Raw genomic sequence first — 17,692 nt, 5'->3', positions numbered from 1 at the left:
CAGAAGAGTGCAGGGATTTGCACAGTGGAGAAGGTACGCAGGCAGACTTAGCTCGCACTGAGCCGGGAAGTTTTCGCTCTCGCCGATGTAGTGTTATCGACTCCTGACAATTGGTGCAGTCGTCTTCTGAAAATGACACCAAAACATTCGCTCATTGGCACCGAAAATATGCGGAAAACCCTGTCGCTATGGGCTACTATACGGAAACATCATTTTAATGGTTATCCGCTTATGCTGGTTGGCTACATGCGCGTGTCGTCGGACTCCGACCGGCAGAACACAAATTTGCAGCGCGACGCACTGCTCGTTGCCGGCGTCGATGCGCGCCACTTGTATGAGGATCGCGCCTCCGGCGCCAAGGACGATCGTTCAGGTTTGACCCAAGCGCTCGAATTCGTCCGGCCCGGCGATGTGCTCGTGGTCTGGAAACTGGATCGGCTCGGCCGCTCGCTGTCGCACCTGCTCGCCATCGTGAACACGCTGAAGGACAAACATGTCTCCTTCCGGTCGCTGACCGAAGGTATGGATACCACTACGGCATCGGGCGAGCTGCTGTTCCATGTGTTCGGCGCGCTCGCGCAGTACGAACGGGCCCTGATCCAGGAGCGGGTCATTGCTGGGCTGGCCGCTGCCAAGAGGCGCGGCCGGATCGGCGGCCGACCCGCAGTCATCGTTGGCGAAAAACGAGACGCCATCATTGCCGCACTCAACGGGGGGATGTCGAAGGCCGCCGTGTGCCGCAACTTCGGCGTCAAGCGCACTACCTTGATCGAAACCCTGGCCCGGATCGGCTGGACGGAAACGCGTGGAGCTTCATCACCATGAAAGCCAAGAGCGAGCGCTTGACAGTCCTGTCGGATGCCGAGCAGGAAGCCCTGTATGGCCTACCAGACTTCGACGATGCACAGCGGTTGGAATTCCTGGCGCTGACGGAAACCGAACTGGCGCTCGCCAGTAGCCGGCCCAGCCTGCACGCCCAGGTCTATTGCATCTTGCAGATCGGCTACTTCAAGGCCAAGCAGTCCTTCTTCCGATTCGACTGGAACGAGGTCGATGATGATGGCGCCTTCGTACTGAATCACTATTTTCACGGCGAGTCGTTCGAGCGCAAGCCGATTACCAAGCATGAGCACTACGCCCAGCGCGAGCGGATCGCCGAGTTGGGCGGCTACCGGCTGTGGACTGCTGACTTCCTGCCGCAACTTGGACAGCAGGCCACGTTAACCGCAAGGCGCGATGTGACGCCGGGGTTCGTTATCGCCGAGTTGATCGTCTGGCTCAACGAGCACAAGATCATCCGTCCAGGCTACACCACGCTGCAAGAATTAATCAGCAAAACACTGTCCGCTGAACGTCGGCGCCTTGGCTGCCTGTTGGCGGAAGCGCTGGACGATGCCGCCAGGGCCGCGCTGGCCCAGCTTCTGGTGCGTGATGACACCCTGTCCCAGCTGGCGGCGCTCAAGCAGGACGCCAAAGACTTCGGCTGGCGTCAGATGATCCGCGAGCGCGAGAAGCGCACCTTGCTGGAGCCGCTGCACCGGATTGCCAAGGCGCTGCTGCCCAAACTGGGTGTCTCGCAACAGAATCTGCTCTACTACGCGAGCCTGGCGAGCTTCTATACCGTTCACGACCTGCGCAGCCTCAAGGCGGACCAGACCCGTCTCTACCTGTTGTGCTACGCCTGGCAGCGCTACCGGCAACTCTCCGACAACCTGGTCGATGCGATGGCCTACCACATGAAGAAGTTGGAGGAAGAGAGCAGCGCCGGAGCGCAGCAACTGTTTGTCGCCGAACAGGTGCGCCGTCAACCGGATACGCCGCAGGTTGGCCGTCTGTTGCTGCTCTATGTCGATGACGCGGTGGCTGATACCACGCCGTTTGGCAACGTGCGCCAGCGCGCCTACAAGATCATGCCGAAAGACACGCTCCAGATGACCGGTCAGCGCATGAGTGTGAAGCCGGTGAGCAAGTTGGCTCTGCACTGGCAGGCGGTGGACAGCCTGGCCGAACGCATCCGCCGTCATCTACGACCTCTATATGTCGCGCTCGACTTCGCAGGCATCGACCCGGACAGTCCGTGGCTCGCGGCGCTTGTCTGGGCCAGAAGCGTGTTCGCCAAGCAGCAACGTCTGTCGCAACGGCCGCTGGCAGAGTGCCCGCCAACCACGTTGCCAAAACGGTTGCGTACGTACCTGTTAATCTTCGATACCGATGGCAAGCCAACGGGCCTGCATGCCGACCGCTACGAGTTCTGGCTTTACCGGCAAATCAGGAAGCGCTTCAAGTCGGGCGAACTCTACCTCGATGACAGCCTTCAACACCGCCATTTCTCCGACGAGCTAGTCTCGATGGACGAAAAGGTCGATATGTTGGTCGAAATGGACATTCCGTTCCTGCGCCAGCCGATTGAGGCGCAGCTCGACGCCCTGACTGCCGAGCTGCGTGCGCAGTGGTTGGCGTTCAATCGTGAACTGAAACAGGGCAAGCTCACGCACATGGAATACAACAAGGATACTCAGGCGTTAACCTGGCGCAGGCCCAAGGCCGAAAACCAGAAAGCACGCGAGCAAGCGTTCTACGAGCAACTGCCGTTCCGCGATGTGGCCGATGTGTTCCGTTTCGTCAACGGACAGTGCCAGTTCCTGTCGGCGCTGACGCCGTTGCAACCACGCTATGCGAAAAAGGTGGCTGACGCGGATAGTCTGATGGCGGTCATCATCGCGCAGGCGATGAACCACGGCAACCAGGTCATGGCGCGCACCAGCGACATTCCCTACCATGTGCTGGAGTCAACTTACCAGCAGTACCTTCGGCAAGCGTCGCTGAACGCGGCCAACGACTGCATCAGCAACGTCATCGCCGCGCTGCCGATCTTTCCTTACTACTCGTTCGACCTGAGCACGCTGTACGGTGCCGTCGATGGCCAGAAGTTCGGCGTCGAGCGGCCAACCGTGAAGGCACGCCATTCGCGCAAATACTTCGGGCGAGGCAAGGGCGTAGTCGCCTACACGCTGCTATGCAACCACGTGCCGCTCAATGGCTACCTGATCGGTGCGCATGACTACGAAGGCCACCACGTGTTCGACATCTGGTATCGCAATACGTCGAATATCGTGCCGACCGCGATCACCGGCGACATGCACAGCGTCAACAAGGCCAACTTCGCTATCCTGCACTGGTTCGGATTGCGCTTCGAGCCGCGTTTCACCGACCTCGAAGACCAACTCCAGGAATTGTATTGCGCCGATGATCCGGCACTGTATGAGAAGTGCCTGATTCGTCCTGTCGGCCAGATCGACCGACAGCTCATCGTCAGAGAGAAGCCGAATATCGATCAGATCGTCGCCACGCTGGCCCTCAAGGAAATGACCCAGGGTACGCTGATCCGTAAGCTATGCACGTACACAGCGCCGAATCCGACGCGGCGGGCGATCTTCGAGTTCGACAAGCTGGTGCGCAGCATCTACACGCTGCGTTATCTGCGCAATCCGCAATTGGAACGAAACGTGCATCGCTCGCAGAACCGCATCGAGTCTTACCACCAGTTACGTTCGACCATCGCGCAGGTCGGTGGAAAGAAGGAATTGACCGGTCGCACCGACATCGAAATTGAGATTAGCAACCAGTGCGCCAGACTGATCGCCAACGCGATCATCTACTACAACTCTGCAATCTTGTCGCACCTGCTGACGAAGTACGAAGCGAGCGGCAACGCCAAGGCCGTTGAGCTGATTACCCAGCTGTCGCCGGCAGCCTGGCGGCATATCCTGCTCAACGGCCACTATACCTTCCAGAACGGCGGAAAGATAATCGACCTGGCAGCACTCTTGGACGGGCTGGAGCTAGGGTGACGGAAATTTCGGCGGTTCCGGCTTACAACCCCCTACAGCGCGGTTATTAATGCAACGCCGATGTAGAGGGAACCAAAGCTGACATTAGTTTGAGGCGGTCCCCGATGGGCCAGCTGCTTGATTGGTTGGTAGGAGTGGCGTCTCGCTCATGTCCGCCTTCGGCTCCTCGAACACCAACCGCAACGCGCATGGAATGGACTGGGGTTTGGTCACGCCGGCAAACATAACGAGCATACGCTGCACCTCGTGACGGGCAAACCCCGCCGGTGGCACATGCAGGTCAAGGTGTACCGGAAGCTGGGTACTGTCGCCATTGTGTTTCCCCGTCCGTTCGACCTTGCGGCGCACCTGACGTATTTGCGTCGCCAGCACACTAGGATCGGCCCCTCCTTCCGGGGTTGAAATCGATTCGACCAGCCGTCGCAGTAAGTTTCGGATCGGCGGGCGGTCCCCGCTATTGATCCGTTTTGCCACCTGCTGCGCGTTTAATTCTACAGGGATGGTGATATCACTCAAGGCCTGTCGCACGGCGCCCCATTTGGACTGCGACTGCGTGCCGCCAGGCTGGGCGTGTATCAGGAGCTGCGCCCAGTGCGCCTCCGTGTCGACGTGGATGATCGAGCCAGTCAGTGACGCGACATACAAAGCCGCTTCGAGGCTCAACCCCTTGAACACCTGGATCTGCGCACCGTCCTTCCCTGAGGGAAGCGACTGCAGCAACGTGTACGGATCGGCCAGGGCTTGGCGCTTGAAGTACTCGATGAACCGATCCGTCGCATTAGCGTCCGCCTCAGGCATGTGGTCGGCAATGAAGCGCCGCTGGGACGCCTCTGGCAGCATCCAAACCACGCGCTGCGTTTCCTGTTTCGCGAGTTTCAGGAAGCGGTACAGGCCACCGCCCTTAGGTGGTTTCCATCCGTCGGTGCGCCGGGTGAGCACCTCCCTGACATGATGGCCTAGCGGGGCGCTGACCTCGCCGTGATCGGGTACCAGATGCACGAGGCCGGCGCGGATACACGGACCGTGTAACTATTGCCGAAAAGGTCAATGAGCTGATCGATGTGGGCGCGAAAATGGCACTTGATGACTTCGGCGCCGGCCGCGACGGACTGGAGCGCCTGTATGCTGTTCGTAATGTCACCGCAGTAAAGATCGATCGGGAATTTTTACTCACATGCATGCAGCGGCAGGATGCCCGCCGCATGCTAAGCATGCTTATATCTCAGTGGCGGCGTGAAGGAATCAAATCAGTTGCTGAAGGTGTAGAGTCTGAGGCAATGTTTGCTTTTGCTCGCGGACTTGATGTGGACTTGGTTCAGGGCTGGTTCGTTGACAGGCTTGTTGGAATGAACCTGGTGCGCGATCCCTGCTGACGCCTTCAAGGTATCGTTGCTTTTGACATCCGCTTAACGATCTCGCCTGCAGAGAGCAATCCAGCTGAAACAGTTCCGTCTTCATAAATAATGCTCGGCGTCGTTGTCAGCCCCAAACGTTTGGCAAGAGACAGGTTGGTATCGAGCTGCCCTGCATCGCATGTACTCGATGGTATTGCCATTCCACCGGCAACGTTTTTCCAAGCCGTCACGCGATCACTAGAGCACCATACTGCGACAGCTGAAGTACGCCCTACCTTGCTGTGGCCTGGTAGAAGATGGCGGTAAACTGTCACATTTTCAAGCTGTGCTAGTTCTGGCTCAATTTCGCGGCAGAACTTGCAGTCAGCACTCATAAAGACGTGAATCGCGCGCTCGCCAACACCCTTTGATGTTTTGAAAGCCCCTTGTTGGGTTAGCAATGTCAGCGCCTGGCTGTCGAGCTGTAGAACCCCCGGTTGAGGGCCCAGGAAAGTAAAGCCAAAGATGGCGACTGCAATAATTCCAGCGCCAGCAGCCATCACTGCTCTCGAAGATTTTTTGTTGACTTGTGACATCTGGATTCACGGTTATTATGGATACATCGATCCTACTTTACGACTCAATATTTCTGGAGAGCAAACCTATGCAATTTCTGCCCGCACTCTTTAGCCTGGACCCATCCCATCTTACGTTGCTGGGAATGGTTCTCTTTGTGCTTGTCGGCGCTGGCGCCGGAGCTGCATCGTGCAATTCCGAAGAAGATGACGTGAGCGAATATGAAAACGCGAGTTGGAACCCTTCGAGCGTCAATTACAATGAATAAATGCCTCCCAGCGCTCCTACCCCGCGGTCAACGCAGTGACGGAAAGGGTGGAACATTTGTCGCGTTCCCAACGGCGTCCCAATACCACCATTCTTGCGCTCCGAATTTGTCATCGTAGTACACCTTCTTTGCAGCCTTCCTCTTAAGATATTCTGTGTCACTACGGCCGAACACTTCCATCGGTACTTCCTTCGGTGTATCCGTCAGAAGAAAGTCAGGCAAGACCTGTTCGGAGCTGGCATCGAATCGCAGAGGTTTAGAAAACGACCTGTGCTGGGAAACAAGCATCTCCGCCACAACCCGCTCATAACTCGACTCCACAGGAATAAATTGCGCAGTGACAGCCATGATGGCCACGTCGATCGCCGTTGCGTAAATACCGTGTTTTCCCTGTCGTAGTTCTATTTGGGCGATGGCGACGGCCCCAGTTCCGTTCCGCCAAGCCGACATAGCATTTGCGAACCGCCGCATCGTAGATGCCCATAGCCCTTCCTGCATGTACACAATTGGCATTCCGTGAAAGCCGGCGATCTTCATCTGTTGTTCCATCTGGGGTTCCCGGCCCTGGTTCCATGCCGCTAAAGGGGCGATGACGAGCATACGCCTCTTTCCGCTCAGAGCCGAAGCTGTGCGATCACGATTCCGTTCTGCTTCGCGCGTATCGGCGCCAAACGTCGGAAGTAGCAGCTGGAGAACGAGTTTGACGTTTCCTATCCAAATATCGTCCGCAGCGTTGTGAACAAGCCAGTATGCGAGGGATGGTCGACGCTTCCCGGTGAAACCGGGCCTCCACTGATTTAGTTCGGCTGCATCCCATAGATAGTGAAGTAAACCCAATAATTTTATTGACGACCTTTTCACTGAAGCGGGGCGATCGGCAGACTGCCTGATCGGCGCTGACTGGGATGCGGATGTTTCCCGCTCCACCATTCCAATCTCTAAGCGGATCAATACTGAGCCGTCTGCTTGCGGGTCAACCACATTGATGGTGGTCGTACCCAGCCCGGTTTGTGAAGAGTTGGCGCTATAAAATTGACAGTCGCTAGCATGCTCACCCCCGGTCATGCTGAACCTAGCCAGTGAGAACTGATCGGTATCGTCGTAGTGCTTAATAGCCAAGCGCTTGGCGCCCATCCCGCTGCAGCCGCACCGCACCTCCGCACGTCCGTAGGCAGCTTTCAATGCTGACCGCCAACCTTGCTGAAATTGGTTCGCGGTCTGGAAGTTGGTCGAATACGTTTTGATCACGCCGGTTAGCGTGATCGATACCGGATGTACATTGCTCATGATTGGGACAAGAAAGTAGCTGAAGACGAAATTTTCACACGTTACACCAGTTGCCTGACTGGAAAAGCAATTTGTTTCTATTCTGAATGAAGGGCTGAGGTCGCCCTCTACGGGCATATTGCAAAAAGTCACTTTTTTTCGCGTCTTTAAATATGTGTATTGCGAAAGTGAATGGGACAATTCCTGATTCCACACCTCCATTAACAGACAACCGACAAGATGGCTCAACAAAGCTTCCCTGCTGCAGTCGCAAATATCACCATCAGGCCACAGGTTGCGCTCACTGAAGCGCAGATTGTGTGCATGACAGACATCGAATATATGAGCGACGCACAAACCGCATTCTTCCGTGCTCGACTCATCGATATCGAAGACATTCTCCAGTCGCGGATGCGTGCTGCGGCAACCGAAATAGCGTCTTGCTCGGACGTCGCTGATCCGATTGATCGTGCAAGCGCCGAAGAAGAACACCAGTTGGCGTTATCGAATCGGACGCGCGACGCACGACAGATCTTGGAGGTGGGTGCAGCGATGAGGAAGATCGAAGCTGGCCAATTTGGATGGTGCGTAGAAACAGGCGAACCGATAGGAGTGGATCGTCTCTTGATCTGTCCCACCACCACACTGTGCATTGAGGCGCAGCAGCGCCGGGAGAGCAAAACCAGGCGCTATTGGGTATGAGCTTGGTTAAATTCTCGCCAAAGGTAGTGGAACTCAGCAATCCTCATTACAGTCCTGAGATACTGCTCGACACAGTCATGCGGTTTTTGGGTTTGAAGTATGACCGTCATCTGGCTCATCGCCTCGGTGTACAACCGCCGCAAATTTGCAAGATTAGGAAGCGACGTCTTTTGGTCACTCCCGCGATCCTAATCAGTATGCACGAGGAGACAGGACTCGGCCTGCGTGAATTGCGGGCGCTTATGGGCGACTATCGCGAACACACCAGGCCAAGTGCAAAGCACCCTTCGATTCCGCAAACAGTGCAGATGGAAAACCTGCCTTATAGCAAACTCGTGAGCCAAAGGATCCTACATTCCTCATTGGGTGACAGCATAGGGACTGATTGGTACCGCTCATGATTGGATGTGATAGCGAGCCGGATAGTGGAAACCCTTCAACGGCCTGGTGGCCATGGTCGAGACAGCGCTGCAAGCCGATCCATTCAACGGCTACGTGTTCGTCTTCCGTGGCCGACGCGGCGACTTCATCAAACTACTGTGGTGGACCGGCGACGACCTGTGCTTGCTGGCCAAGCGGCTCAAGCGGGGCCGCGTAGTCTGGCCGCAGGCTAACAGCGGTACGGTGGCGCTATCTCAAGCCCAACTGTCGATGCTGCTCGAAGGCATAGACTGGCGCCAGTCGGTGGACAATGCGCCGCGCCACAAGCCGGCCCGCAAGCCGCTGCCAGAGCACCTGCCGCGCGACGAGCGCGAATATCAGCCGCAGGCCGACGCCTGCCCGGCCTGCGGCGGAGGCCTGCGCCATATGGGCGAGGATGTGGTCGAGTAGTTCGAGTTGGTGCCGGCAAGTTTCTTCGTGATCTGCCACGTGCGTCGCAAACTGGCTTGCAGTTGCTGCGAAACGATCGTGCAGGCGCCTGTGCCGAGCCGGCCGATCGCACGTGGCATCCATCTGCAAACCCACTTGGTCCACTTTAGCGGCGTGCTGCAGGCGGACGCATATGCGCGCGTCATTGCATTTTACGTCGACGGCATGATAAAGGAAGCGGCGTGCTGGGCGCACGCGCGCCATAATTTCTATGGCTTGAACTCGGCCAGGCCGTCGGCCATCACGACGGAGACATTGCGCCGGATCGCCGAACTGTATGTGATCGAAGCCGAGATACGCGGCAAGGCGCCGGACGAACTACAGCGGGTGTCCACCGCCGCTGTCGCCAGCCAGATTGCATCGGCCGATAGTTCCATCACAGCGCGCGCATCAGTTCGCCCAGCCAGCTGGCCGGCACCTCGCTCGGCAAGCTCAACGTCCAGCCGCGCTCGTTGCGCAGGCTGATCGTAGCCACCAAAGGTGCCGCCGGCGCCACCCGCACCGGCAACAAGCTGGGCACGGACGACACCTTGGCCAAACGCCGTACCCAATAGCCAACTTGGCGAATCGGAAAGCCATGCTCGATGGAGTATGCCCTCTGCGACAGTCCGCTGGCCCGCCACTGCGCCACCCGCTCCTCCCACATCTTCTGCCGGTCCTCGTTTGACATCTTTAACTCCCGTAGTGATCGAGAGGATAGTTTGGCGAGGCCAATCAGGAATTCATAGATGGGATGGTTGGCCGCTTACCTAGAGGCTGCGATTTCAATGCCTGAATCAGAAGCCTGGGTGAGAGCCCGTGCCCCTCGGCTGGAGAACGGTTACATATCTCTTACGACAAAATTACTCCGTTCCTTGCCAATCGTAAGCGTAAATCCAGCACCGTCTTGAGCCCGGCAATGAATTAGAAGATGATGGCATCACACCGCTGGGAAGCGGCGTGTTTTTAAGCCGAAGGGAGCTGCGCGGCGCAGTTCCAAGGCAGGAAGTCGTCGACCCGGTTGACCGGATGATCGGCGATGTTGGTCAGCACATGGCGCAGCCAGGCCTCGGGGTCAACACCGTTGAGCTTGGCCGTGCCGATCAGCGAGTAGATCGCGGCGGCACGCTCGCCGCCGCTGTCGGCACCTGCGAACAGGTAATTGCGGCGGCCGATGGCGACACCGCGCAACGCCCGCTCGGCGGCCGAGTTGTCGATCTCGATGATGCCGTCGTCGCAGTAACGCAGCAACGCCGGCCATAGGTTCAGCGCGTACTGGATTGCCGCCGCCGTGTCCGACTTGCGCGACAGTTTTTCGAGCGTGGCGCGCAGCCAATGGTCTAAGTCGTCGAGCAAAGGGCGCGCTCTTGATTGGCGAACCAGCTGTCGTTCGTGCGGTGGTTTGCCGCGAATCTCGGCTTCGATCACATACAGTTCGGCGATGCGGCGCAACGCCTCGGTCGTGATGGCAGATGGCCTGGCCGCGTGCAAATCGTAGAATTTTCGCCGTGCGTGCGCCCAGCATGCCGCCTCCTGGATGGTGCCGTCGACGTACAGCGCATTGAAGCCGGCATAGGCGTCAGCCTGCAGCACGCCGCTGAAGCTGGCCAGGTGGGTTTGCGGATGGATGCCTTTGCGGTCCGGCGTGTAGGCGAACCAGACCGCTGCTGGCGTGGTGTCGCCGGAGGCGCTATCGTCACGCACGTACGTCCACAGCCGTGCTGTTTTCGTCTTGCCATTGCCTGGTGCCAGTACTGGAATCGGCGTGTCGTCGGCGTGCAGCTTGGCGCCAGCGAGCACATGGCGCCGGATCGCCTCGACCAGCGGGCGCAGCAGCGCGCTGGCCGCCCCGACCCAGTTCGCCAGCAGCGCACGTTCCAGTTCGACACCTTCGCGGGCATAGATGACAGACTGCCGGTACAGCGGCAGGTGAGTGGCGCAGGGGACTCTCACCCCTACGCTCTCCCAGAACCGGACGTGAGTCTCTCAACTCATCCGGCTCCTATCGTCCAATCATTTGTATCGCTGCGCCCCAATGTGGAAATAATGCCGGAGCGCGACGTTGAAGTTCGGACAGCCAATCCCATGCCTTCGAAATATGGCCGCGAAGCCGCTTGTACTTGCGCCGCGCCCACCGCACCAGATGAAAGTCCAGTGTTTTCAGGGAGCGTTGCAAAGTCGATGGATGGAAGAGCCCGTAATAACGCACCCAGCCGACAATCTTCGGGCCAATCCGCGCTAGCAGTTCCCCGAGATCATATCGGCTCAGACGCGATAGGCCCCAGTCACGCATCTCTTGTCGCATAGCTTTCGCCGCTTTGTCGCTCACGGCCGGCGAGAAGCTGGTGAACAGCTCTCCTCGTCGATTTATCGCTTTCCGAGGCTTAAAAGTGTAACCAAGGAAATCGAACCGCTTGACTGCAAAAACGCCACGTCTGTTTGCATCGACGCAGTACACCACTTGAGTTTTCTCCGGATGCAATTCCAGCTGACACTGCGCCATGCGTGCCTTCAGATCAGTCAGTAAAGACTGCGCTTCAGCTTCGCTCGCGCAATGGCAGATGATGTCATCCGCGTAGCGCTCAAACAACACCTTGGGATGCTGTCGCTCCATCCATTTGTCGAACGCGTAATGCAGGAACAGGTTTGCCAACAAGGGGCTAATTACGCCCCCTTGTGGCGTACCCCGGTCCCGCATTTGCCGAGTTCCGTCCGGCATCACCACATCTACAGTCAGCCAGCGCTTAATATAAAGCGCCGTCCACCGACAGCTGGTATGCCGCTGCACAGCTTTCATCAGGAGGTCATGATCGATGTTATCGAAGAACCCTTTGATGTCAAGGTCAAGCACCCAAGGACGCTGCCAGCAACGATCTCTGGCAACACGCACGGCATGATGTGCCGAGCGCCCTGGTCGGTATCCATAAGAATCTTTATGGAATACCGGCTCCAACAACGGCTCAAGCCGCCGCCGAACAACCATCTGCGCAATCCGGTCAGCTACCGTGGGAATTCCCAACGGTCGGGTTTTGCCATCCCCCTTGGGAATGTCAACCCGCTTGACCGGCGACGGGAAGTAGCTGCCAGAGGCCATTCGATTCCATATCCTGTAAAGATTCTTGCTTAGATCATGATCGAACTCGATGATACCAACCCCGTCAACTCCAGCCGCGCCACGATTAGCTTTAACGCGCTTATATGCGTCCCAAACTTCCCGCTTGGTAATATCAAATGACTTTGCCTCAGACATGAACATCATCCCCTTCCAGGTTGTATCCATGCTGAGGCTGAACGACGACGCCCCTTCGGTCCAGCCCCATTACAGAGCCTTCCACCCTACTACGAGCGTCTCCGTCCCTGTGCCCCGCATCGGTACTCTCGTTCTCGCAGAGGCTTTCCACTTGAACTTCTTCCTTAACATCGGGACGACAGGTTCTTACGTTCCTTACTGAAGCCTGATACAGAGTCACGCCGTCTTCATGCCGGGCGCCGGTCGAGCAGTCAGCAGGCATCCCTCGACCTTCATCCCGGGCTAACCACCAAGGCCCGGTTTCGACACCATTTATCGTTTCGACACCACATCGACGGTTCATTTTCATTCGTCTCTCTGTAACATACCTGACGCAGTCATTGCCACGCCTTTTCCTCAACGCTCACCACCAAGGCTCTTTACCTCAGCAGCTTGAGGTGGTTTGGAGCCTGCTCCTGCAAACCGACTCCGAGGGGCCTACCCTCATCTCCAATAAAGCACCACAGTTCTCCGCACTACTATGGAGGCTGTGTTCGTAACACACGATGGTCGGCGAACTTGGCCACCAGGATATGGGCCAGCAGCCCCGGTCCGGCAATGCCGCGCGCGATCGGCCGGCTTGGCGCCGGTGCCTGCACGATGGTGTCGCAGCACTTGCACGCCAGCTTCGGACGTACATGACGAATCACGCGGAAGCTGGCCGGCACGAACTCCAGTTGCTCGGCGACGTCCTCACCCAACTTGCGCAGCCCGCCACCGCACGCCGGGCAAGCCTCGGCCTGCGGTTGATACACGCGCTCGTCGCGCGCCAGGTGCTCCGGCAGCGGTTTGCGCGCCGACTTGGTGCGCGGTGCCTTGTCTGCAGGCGGCCGCTCGCGCTCGGCCTCACCCTCGGTCGCTTGCAGGTCTTCCAGTTGTAGTTCCAGCTGTTCGATCTGGTGGTCCAGCTTCTCGGATTTGCGACCGAACTGCATGCGACGCAGCTTGGCAATCATCAGCTTCAGATGCTCGATCTCGACCTCGGTCGTCGTCAGTTGCGCGCGCAGTCCTGACACCAGCTCGTCGTGCGCGGCGATGACGGTGTCGCGCTCACGCAGCGTCTGCTCGGCCGCCAGCAGCAACGCCTTCAGGGCATTGATGTCGTTGGGCAGATCGGCTGAATTGAGCATGGGCCAAGTTTACGCGAGGGCGCCGACGTTTACAAGCCCGACGATGGTTGCCAGGTGCGTACCGGCTGGCGCCAGTCGATGCCTTCGAGCAGCATCGACAGTTGGGCCTGCGTCAGCGTGACCGTGCCGCTGCTGGCCTGCGGCCAGATGAAATGGCCCCGCTCAAGCCGCTTGGCCAGCAGGCACAGGCCGTCGCCAGTCCACCACAGCAGTTTGATGATGTCGCCGCGCCGGCCACGAAATACAAACACATGGCCGTTGAATGGATCGGCCTGCAGCGTCGTCTCTATCTTGGCCGCCAGGCCGTTGAAGCCGCAGCGCATGTCGGTGATGCCAGCGACGATCCAGATCCGGGTGTGGGCCGGCAGGCCGATCATGGCAGCAGCCGCTGCAACACCAGGTGCAGCACGGCAGTGTCAACGGCGCCTTCCAGCCGCAGCCGCGCTTTGCCAACGGTCAGTTCGATGATGCCGCCGCACGCTGGTGCCTGCTCAGCCACGGGCTGTGCCATGACCGGCGCCACCACCGTCACCGGCAGCAGTGTGCAGACATTATTGCCAGATTCCTGCTGGCCTTCTCCGAACAGTTTACGCCAAGCGAATACCTGATTGGCGTTGAGGTTGTGCTGGCGGGCGATGCGCGAAACGGATGCGTCCGACAGCAGCGACTGGGCGACGACGGCCCGCTTGAATGCATCGGAGTGGCGCCGGTAGCTGCCACGTTTTGAGGGTCTTGCGACTGGTTGAATTATTGTGTCCATAATCGAGTTTGTGGACACAATCGATTTGTGTCTCAACCTCAAATCATGCTGGCAGGAGTAGTCGAGGTAAAGACGGCGCTGGCTTTACGCTTACTGCCAATCAAGCTTGCAGGCACCGTCCCTGATAGGATCCTCCCATAGCGCCGCACGCCACGGGCAGGCGCCTCTGGCGCCGCAACGCTTTCCGCGCGCTCCGGCCGAACTGTGAGGTTCTGAAATAGACGCGACGCGGGATGTTGCAGTTCCGGGCGGGACCATACCCTTTTTAATAATGATTGAGCTAGGCCCCGTCCATGGCGTGTAGATGATTGCAAAGGGTCTAACGCTGCTCAAAGCCGTACCGGACGGAGCCGCTTCGTACTACGCGGAATTGGTCGCGCGTTTTGATACCGACCGGGTTGGGCAGGGGTTCCCGCCCGCTCCACAATTAATTCAAGCGATGCAGGCAGCGCACTTCGGTGCACCGCGATGTCGGCCCACGCACGCCGAACTTGGTCGCGCAGGTCGCGTCTTTCGGCAGTAGAAAGATCCAGGAACACTGCGGCAAGCGATGCCAACCGATCTGGCGCGCTCGACGCGTCCGACCAGTCGCGAAGGCCGACCTTGGGGTCGAAGAGGATGGCTGGGAGCTCCTCGCGGGCGCCGGGTTCGGACTTAAATCGCGCCACGAAGCGAGGTGGGTTCTGACGGGCTACCCTCGTAGACCAACTGTCGCATGGTGGTGCGAAGACGACCTCGTCCGAGCGAGTGCTAGTCGGCCACCCGCCGTGTCGCAGGAAAATATAAAGCGGCGTGAAAAGTCTGATTGTCTGGTACCCGCGCCAGTGTTGGACTTCGAACTCAAAGTGGCTTGATCCGCAGACCCTCAGGTAGGCGACCAAGAAGTTCGACAGCGCCTCCTTCGCGGATGTCGGCAGCTGATCGTGTTCAAGTTGGCCCGGCACTCTCCAAGCTTCATGGCGTACTCTGTACTCGGTCTGCGGGTAGAGCAGCTTATGCTGAGAGGCTTCCTTGATCCAGGTCACGTCAAACCCAAGTTTGGGGTCGCCGGCGCTCAGGAACCAGTTCCAGTAGCCGTTCGGCGTGGCCGCACGAGGCAGGTTAGCTGCTATAGGCTGAAGTCCGTCTGGGACTTTGAGAATTTGAAGGAAGCGGGTCCAGTCTTCGCGCCTATCATCAGCGCGGGCGCGGGGCCAGTCGGAGAAGTCGATGAGTAGGCGCTTGCGCTGCTCATTGCAGTCTAGGGAGAAGGATGAAGCCTCATCGAGATACTGCTCGAGGGTTCGCCCAAGGGAGCTCCACGACGACGACATCAGGGCGTTCTCGGCACGAATCCAGCCGCCTTGGCTCGGCACGCTCAAACCAGCCTGACGCAACACGGCTTCCACTGGCTTGTCGCCAGTGCCGAGCCAGACTCTGAAGGCCCACGTCAGGGCTTCCTGTCGCTGGCTATCACTTCCCCACTCCAAGGCGCTCCTGAGGGCCGCCAACGTCTCAAGTGGATCATACTGTCGAAGAAGGCCGGCCTTTGTGAACTGGTGGATGACCTCGTCCGGGACCGCGAACTGCTGATTCAGGAACCGGAACTTGCGCGAAATGGCCGAAGGTGGATTGGGAAGTCCCTGGGTTCGCTGTCCGCCCGCACCTGTTGTCCGCACAAACACAGGGGGCGCATCTTCCAGCCCGGTCGCCGTCGCGACGAGAAGCTTGTCTCCGTCTCCGAGCAGAACCTTCTTGCCCTCCAACGCGTTTAGTTCGATCTTCGACACGGAGAAGATTGAGAGTACATCCTGGTAGAACTCTCCCCACCTGGTGGCGGCCGCGTTTTTCTTCTTCGACAAGAGATATGAAGCCGTTGCTTCGACCCAATTGCATAACACTGCTTTATGCAACTCCAGCGGCAATGACATGAAGGTCGCGAGCGCCTTGATCCGAGACAACTGATCGTCGGATACTCCAGTCAGGATATGGGCCTCGGCAATCGACGCAAGCCGTAAAGGGGTCATTTGCTTTGTTGTGATACCCGGCCATGCGTAGAGCTCGTTCAATGGTACCCACATAATGCCTCGGCCAGAGGTGGCCGGCCAGATCGCGGCGAATTCCATCGGCCGTTCGAGCGCCTTGAACGCGCCGACAATCGTCGCAATTCGTGCACCCGACCAGGCAGCCATGTCGACGATTGCGCTGGGCGGAATGGCCAAGTTCTCGTCAACGATCGCCAGGCAGGCCTTCGCCGCGGTGTCCGCCGCAGCTTCGATCAGCAACTGGTTAAGTGGCAAGTCGGGCTTGATGGTACGCCTATCAATGTCCGCGAAGAACGGCGCATCAATATGGCCGGCCATCGGCGAGACCGCGTGGTCGTCCATTGGAAGAAAGTTGTACAGACGCGGAGCGACCGCCTTGTCCAAGCACACGGCGATCGAAACGACAGCTTCACCCTTCCAGCTAAGCCAACGTTTGAGTGGCGGCGCCGCCAAAATGCTCTCCGTTACCGCTGCGAGTACGACGTCCTTTTGCAGCGTCTGCTTGACGACCAGAAAAACGCTTCCGTCGCTCAGTGTGACACGTTGCATCCGAATGCTCGACGACGGGTCTCGCAAGATCGGTTCAACCGCGCGGGATAGCGTTGCCTTCATTACCTCGGCCCCATCTCGAACGATCGAGACTTCCAGCGACGCGAGGCGATCGAGAAAGAGCTGGACTGGCGCGGCCGCGTTAGTTAGCGCAGCCACCTGCTTCTGTGCCAGTTCGACCTCACGGGACGAAGCCAATGGAAGGCAAACGACCGTTGCGTACCCCTCCGAGGCGAGGCGCCGCACATCGTCCGTTTGCTCGGTAACGGCGACGGGAATGAGGTAGCGAGGAATGTCGGCGGCGACTTTAGCGGCCATCTCCGGTAAAGCACCAATCTCCGCCAATTGCGCTTCGATCTCTACAGTTGATGCGAACCGGAAGCAGTAGCCGTTGAACATGGGCGCAGGCATCTCAGAGCCGGCAGAAAAGATGTGGACGTCGTCGGTCAGTGCCTCGACACTTCTGAAGCCTAGGCCCTTATTCCCGATCCCTTCCCCGATCTCCTTATCGCTCGTGCCGATGTTGCGGATTGCCACGAAGTTCGAGTCAGAAAAAGGGCGACCCTTGTTGGCTACGAGCAATACGCTCTTCTGGTCATTGGCCACCACCAAGCGGATCGCGACCTCGCCTTTCTCGCCAGCGTCGTGCGCGTCATGCGCGTTCTGAAGCAGCTCGAAGAGGACGCGGTCGCCGTACTGCGTCCCGATGATCTCGTTCAGACTCATCAGGCTCTCATACACCTTAAGACCGCGTCGCTCCGCGTCTAGCGCGTGCTCAAGCTGTGAGCGAGTGATGCTATCGATGGATGCCGCTGCCGAAGTGAGTTGGGTCTCAGCTGTTATTACCTGCTGCTGCCGTCCGCCGTCCGTTTGCATTACCGAATTTTCCAAGCTTATCCCTCTGGTTTCAACTAATTAAACAATGCGCTGCGAGACTGAAAGGAAAGTTTCGATGCTGCCAAAGCTCTCGCAGCAGAGGGAGCGTTGCCGGTGCCGCTTTGCTAAGTGCGGCGACCACTTCTTACCTGTCAAAGAATGAACACCAAAATACTACTGCGCGGCATCATTTCCTAGCAGGCATCGGTGATCGCGAC

General features: G+C 58.3%; 12 protein-coding genes and 3 pseudogenes. 5 read left to right on the top strand and 10 right to left on the bottom strand.

Annotated elements, in window-relative coordinates; all coding sequences use genetic code 11:
• The first annotated feature begins 231 nt into the window (after nt 1–231).
• A complete protein-coding gene (locus JAB4_RS29585; protein ID WP_070221480.1) occupies nt 232–825 on the top strand; it encodes a recombinase family protein in 594 nt (197 codons plus the stop codon).
• Nucleotides 822–3,851, top strand: coding sequence for a Tn3 family transposase (locus JAB4_RS29580; protein ID WP_070221481.1), 3,030 nt, complete (start codon nt 822–824; stop codon nt 3,849–3,851). Before JAB4_RS29585 ends, JAB4_RS29580 begins: the two co-directional genes overlap by 4 nt.
• Before the next feature lie 84 nt (nt 3,852–3,935).
• On the opposite strand, the gene JAB4_RS29575 is transcribed toward JAB4_RS29580, so the two are convergent.
• Nucleotides 3,936–4,850 carry a hypothetical protein gene (locus tag JAB4_RS29575; protein WP_070221482.1) on the bottom strand — a complete coding sequence of 305 codons (915 nt, stop codon included), beginning with the start codon at nt 4,848–4,850 and terminating at the stop codon, nt 3,936–3,938.
• 32 nt (nt 4,851–4,882) lie between these two features.
• On the opposite strand from JAB4_RS29575, the gene JAB4_RS29570 reads away from it, so the two are divergent.
• Nucleotides 4,883–5,224 carry an EAL domain-containing protein gene (locus tag JAB4_RS29570; RefSeq protein WP_083287453.1) on the top strand — a complete coding sequence of 114 codons (342 nt, stop codon included), beginning with the start codon at nt 4,883–4,885 and terminating at the stop codon, nt 5,222–5,224.
• Between the two features lie 5 nt (nt 5,225–5,229).
• Here JAB4_RS29570 and JAB4_RS29565 read toward each other — a convergent pair whose 3' ends face one another.
• The gene (locus tag JAB4_RS29565; RefSeq protein WP_071650204.1) at nt 5,230–5,781 is read right to left on the bottom strand and encodes a DsbC family protein; all 552 of its coding nucleotides are present in this window, start codon (nt 5,779–5,781) and stop codon (nt 5,230–5,232) included.
• Nucleotides 5,782–6,056: 275 nt separating this feature from the next.
• Nucleotides 6,057–7,544 (bottom strand): DUF1173 family protein, encoded by a 1,488-nt coding sequence (locus JAB4_RS29560; protein WP_139142999.1) that lies wholly within the window; start codon nt 7,542–7,544, stop codon nt 6,057–6,059.
• Nucleotides 7,545–7,619: 75 nt separating this feature from the next.
• Between JAB4_RS29560 and JAB4_RS29555 the strand changes: the two genes are divergently transcribed.
• The gene (locus tag JAB4_RS29555) at nt 7,620–7,997 is read left to right on the top strand and encodes a TraR/DksA C4-type zinc finger protein (protein WP_175444839.1); all 378 of its coding nucleotides are present in this window, start codon (nt 7,620–7,622) and stop codon (nt 7,995–7,997) included.
• Nucleotides 7,998–8,441: 444 nt separating this feature from the next.
• A pseudogene (gene tnpB, locus JAB4_RS30855) lies at nt 8,442–9,332 on the top strand (IS66 family insertion sequence element accessory protein TnpB); the annotation flags it as partial.
• Here tnpB (JAB4_RS30855) and JAB4_RS29540 read toward each other — a convergent pair.
• The 7 genes and pseudogenes from JAB4_RS29540 to JAB4_RS29510 all read right to left on the bottom strand — a co-directional run bounded on the left by JAB4_RS29540 (nt 9,244) and on the right by JAB4_RS29510 (nt 17,324).
• Entirely contained in the window at nt 9,244–9,537 is a 294-nt protein-coding gene (locus tag JAB4_RS29540) for a hypothetical protein (RefSeq protein ID WP_071650206.1), read from the bottom strand. The pseudogene tnpB (JAB4_RS30855) and the gene JAB4_RS29540 overlap by 89 nt on opposite strands.
• A gap of 275 nt (nt 9,538–9,812) precedes the next feature.
• Nucleotides 9,813–10,784, bottom strand: a pseudogene (locus tag JAB4_RS29535) (IS66 family transposase); the annotation flags it as partial.
• 64 nt (nt 10,785–10,848) lie between these two features.
• Entirely contained in the window at nt 10,849–12,126 is a 1,278-nt protein-coding gene (ltrA, locus tag JAB4_RS29530) for a group II intron reverse transcriptase/maturase (RefSeq protein ID WP_227742196.1), read from the bottom strand.
• 515 nt (nt 12,127–12,641) lie between these two features.
• Nucleotides 12,642–13,265: pseudogene (locus JAB4_RS29525) on the bottom strand (IS66 family transposase zinc-finger binding domain-containing protein); the annotation flags it as partial.
• Nucleotides 13,266–13,294: 29 nt separating this feature from the next.
• Complete coding sequence (gene tnpB, locus JAB4_RS29520; RefSeq protein ID WP_070224718.1) at nt 13,295–13,642, bottom strand: IS66 family insertion sequence element accessory protein TnpB; 348 nt, start codon at nt 13,640–13,642, stop codon at nt 13,295–13,297.
• A complete protein-coding gene (locus JAB4_RS29515; protein WP_070224719.1) occupies nt 13,639–14,025 on the bottom strand; it encodes a transposase in 387 nt (128 codons plus the stop codon). Before JAB4_RS29515 ends, tnpB (JAB4_RS29520) begins: the two co-directional genes overlap by 4 nt.
• A gap of 329 nt (nt 14,026–14,354) precedes the next feature.
• Nucleotides 14,355–17,324, bottom strand: coding sequence for a hypothetical protein (locus tag JAB4_RS29510; protein ID WP_139143916.1), 2,970 nt, complete (start codon nt 17,322–17,324; stop codon nt 14,355–14,357).
• Nucleotides 17,325–17,692 lie beyond the last annotated feature (368 nt).

It is taken from the genome of Janthinobacterium sp. HH102, assembly GCF_001758625.2.
Taxonomy (GTDB): Bacteria; Pseudomonadota; Gammaproteobacteria; order Burkholderiales; family Burkholderiaceae_D; genus Janthinobacterium.
This window is presented reverse-complemented; position numbering and strand designations above follow the sequence as displayed.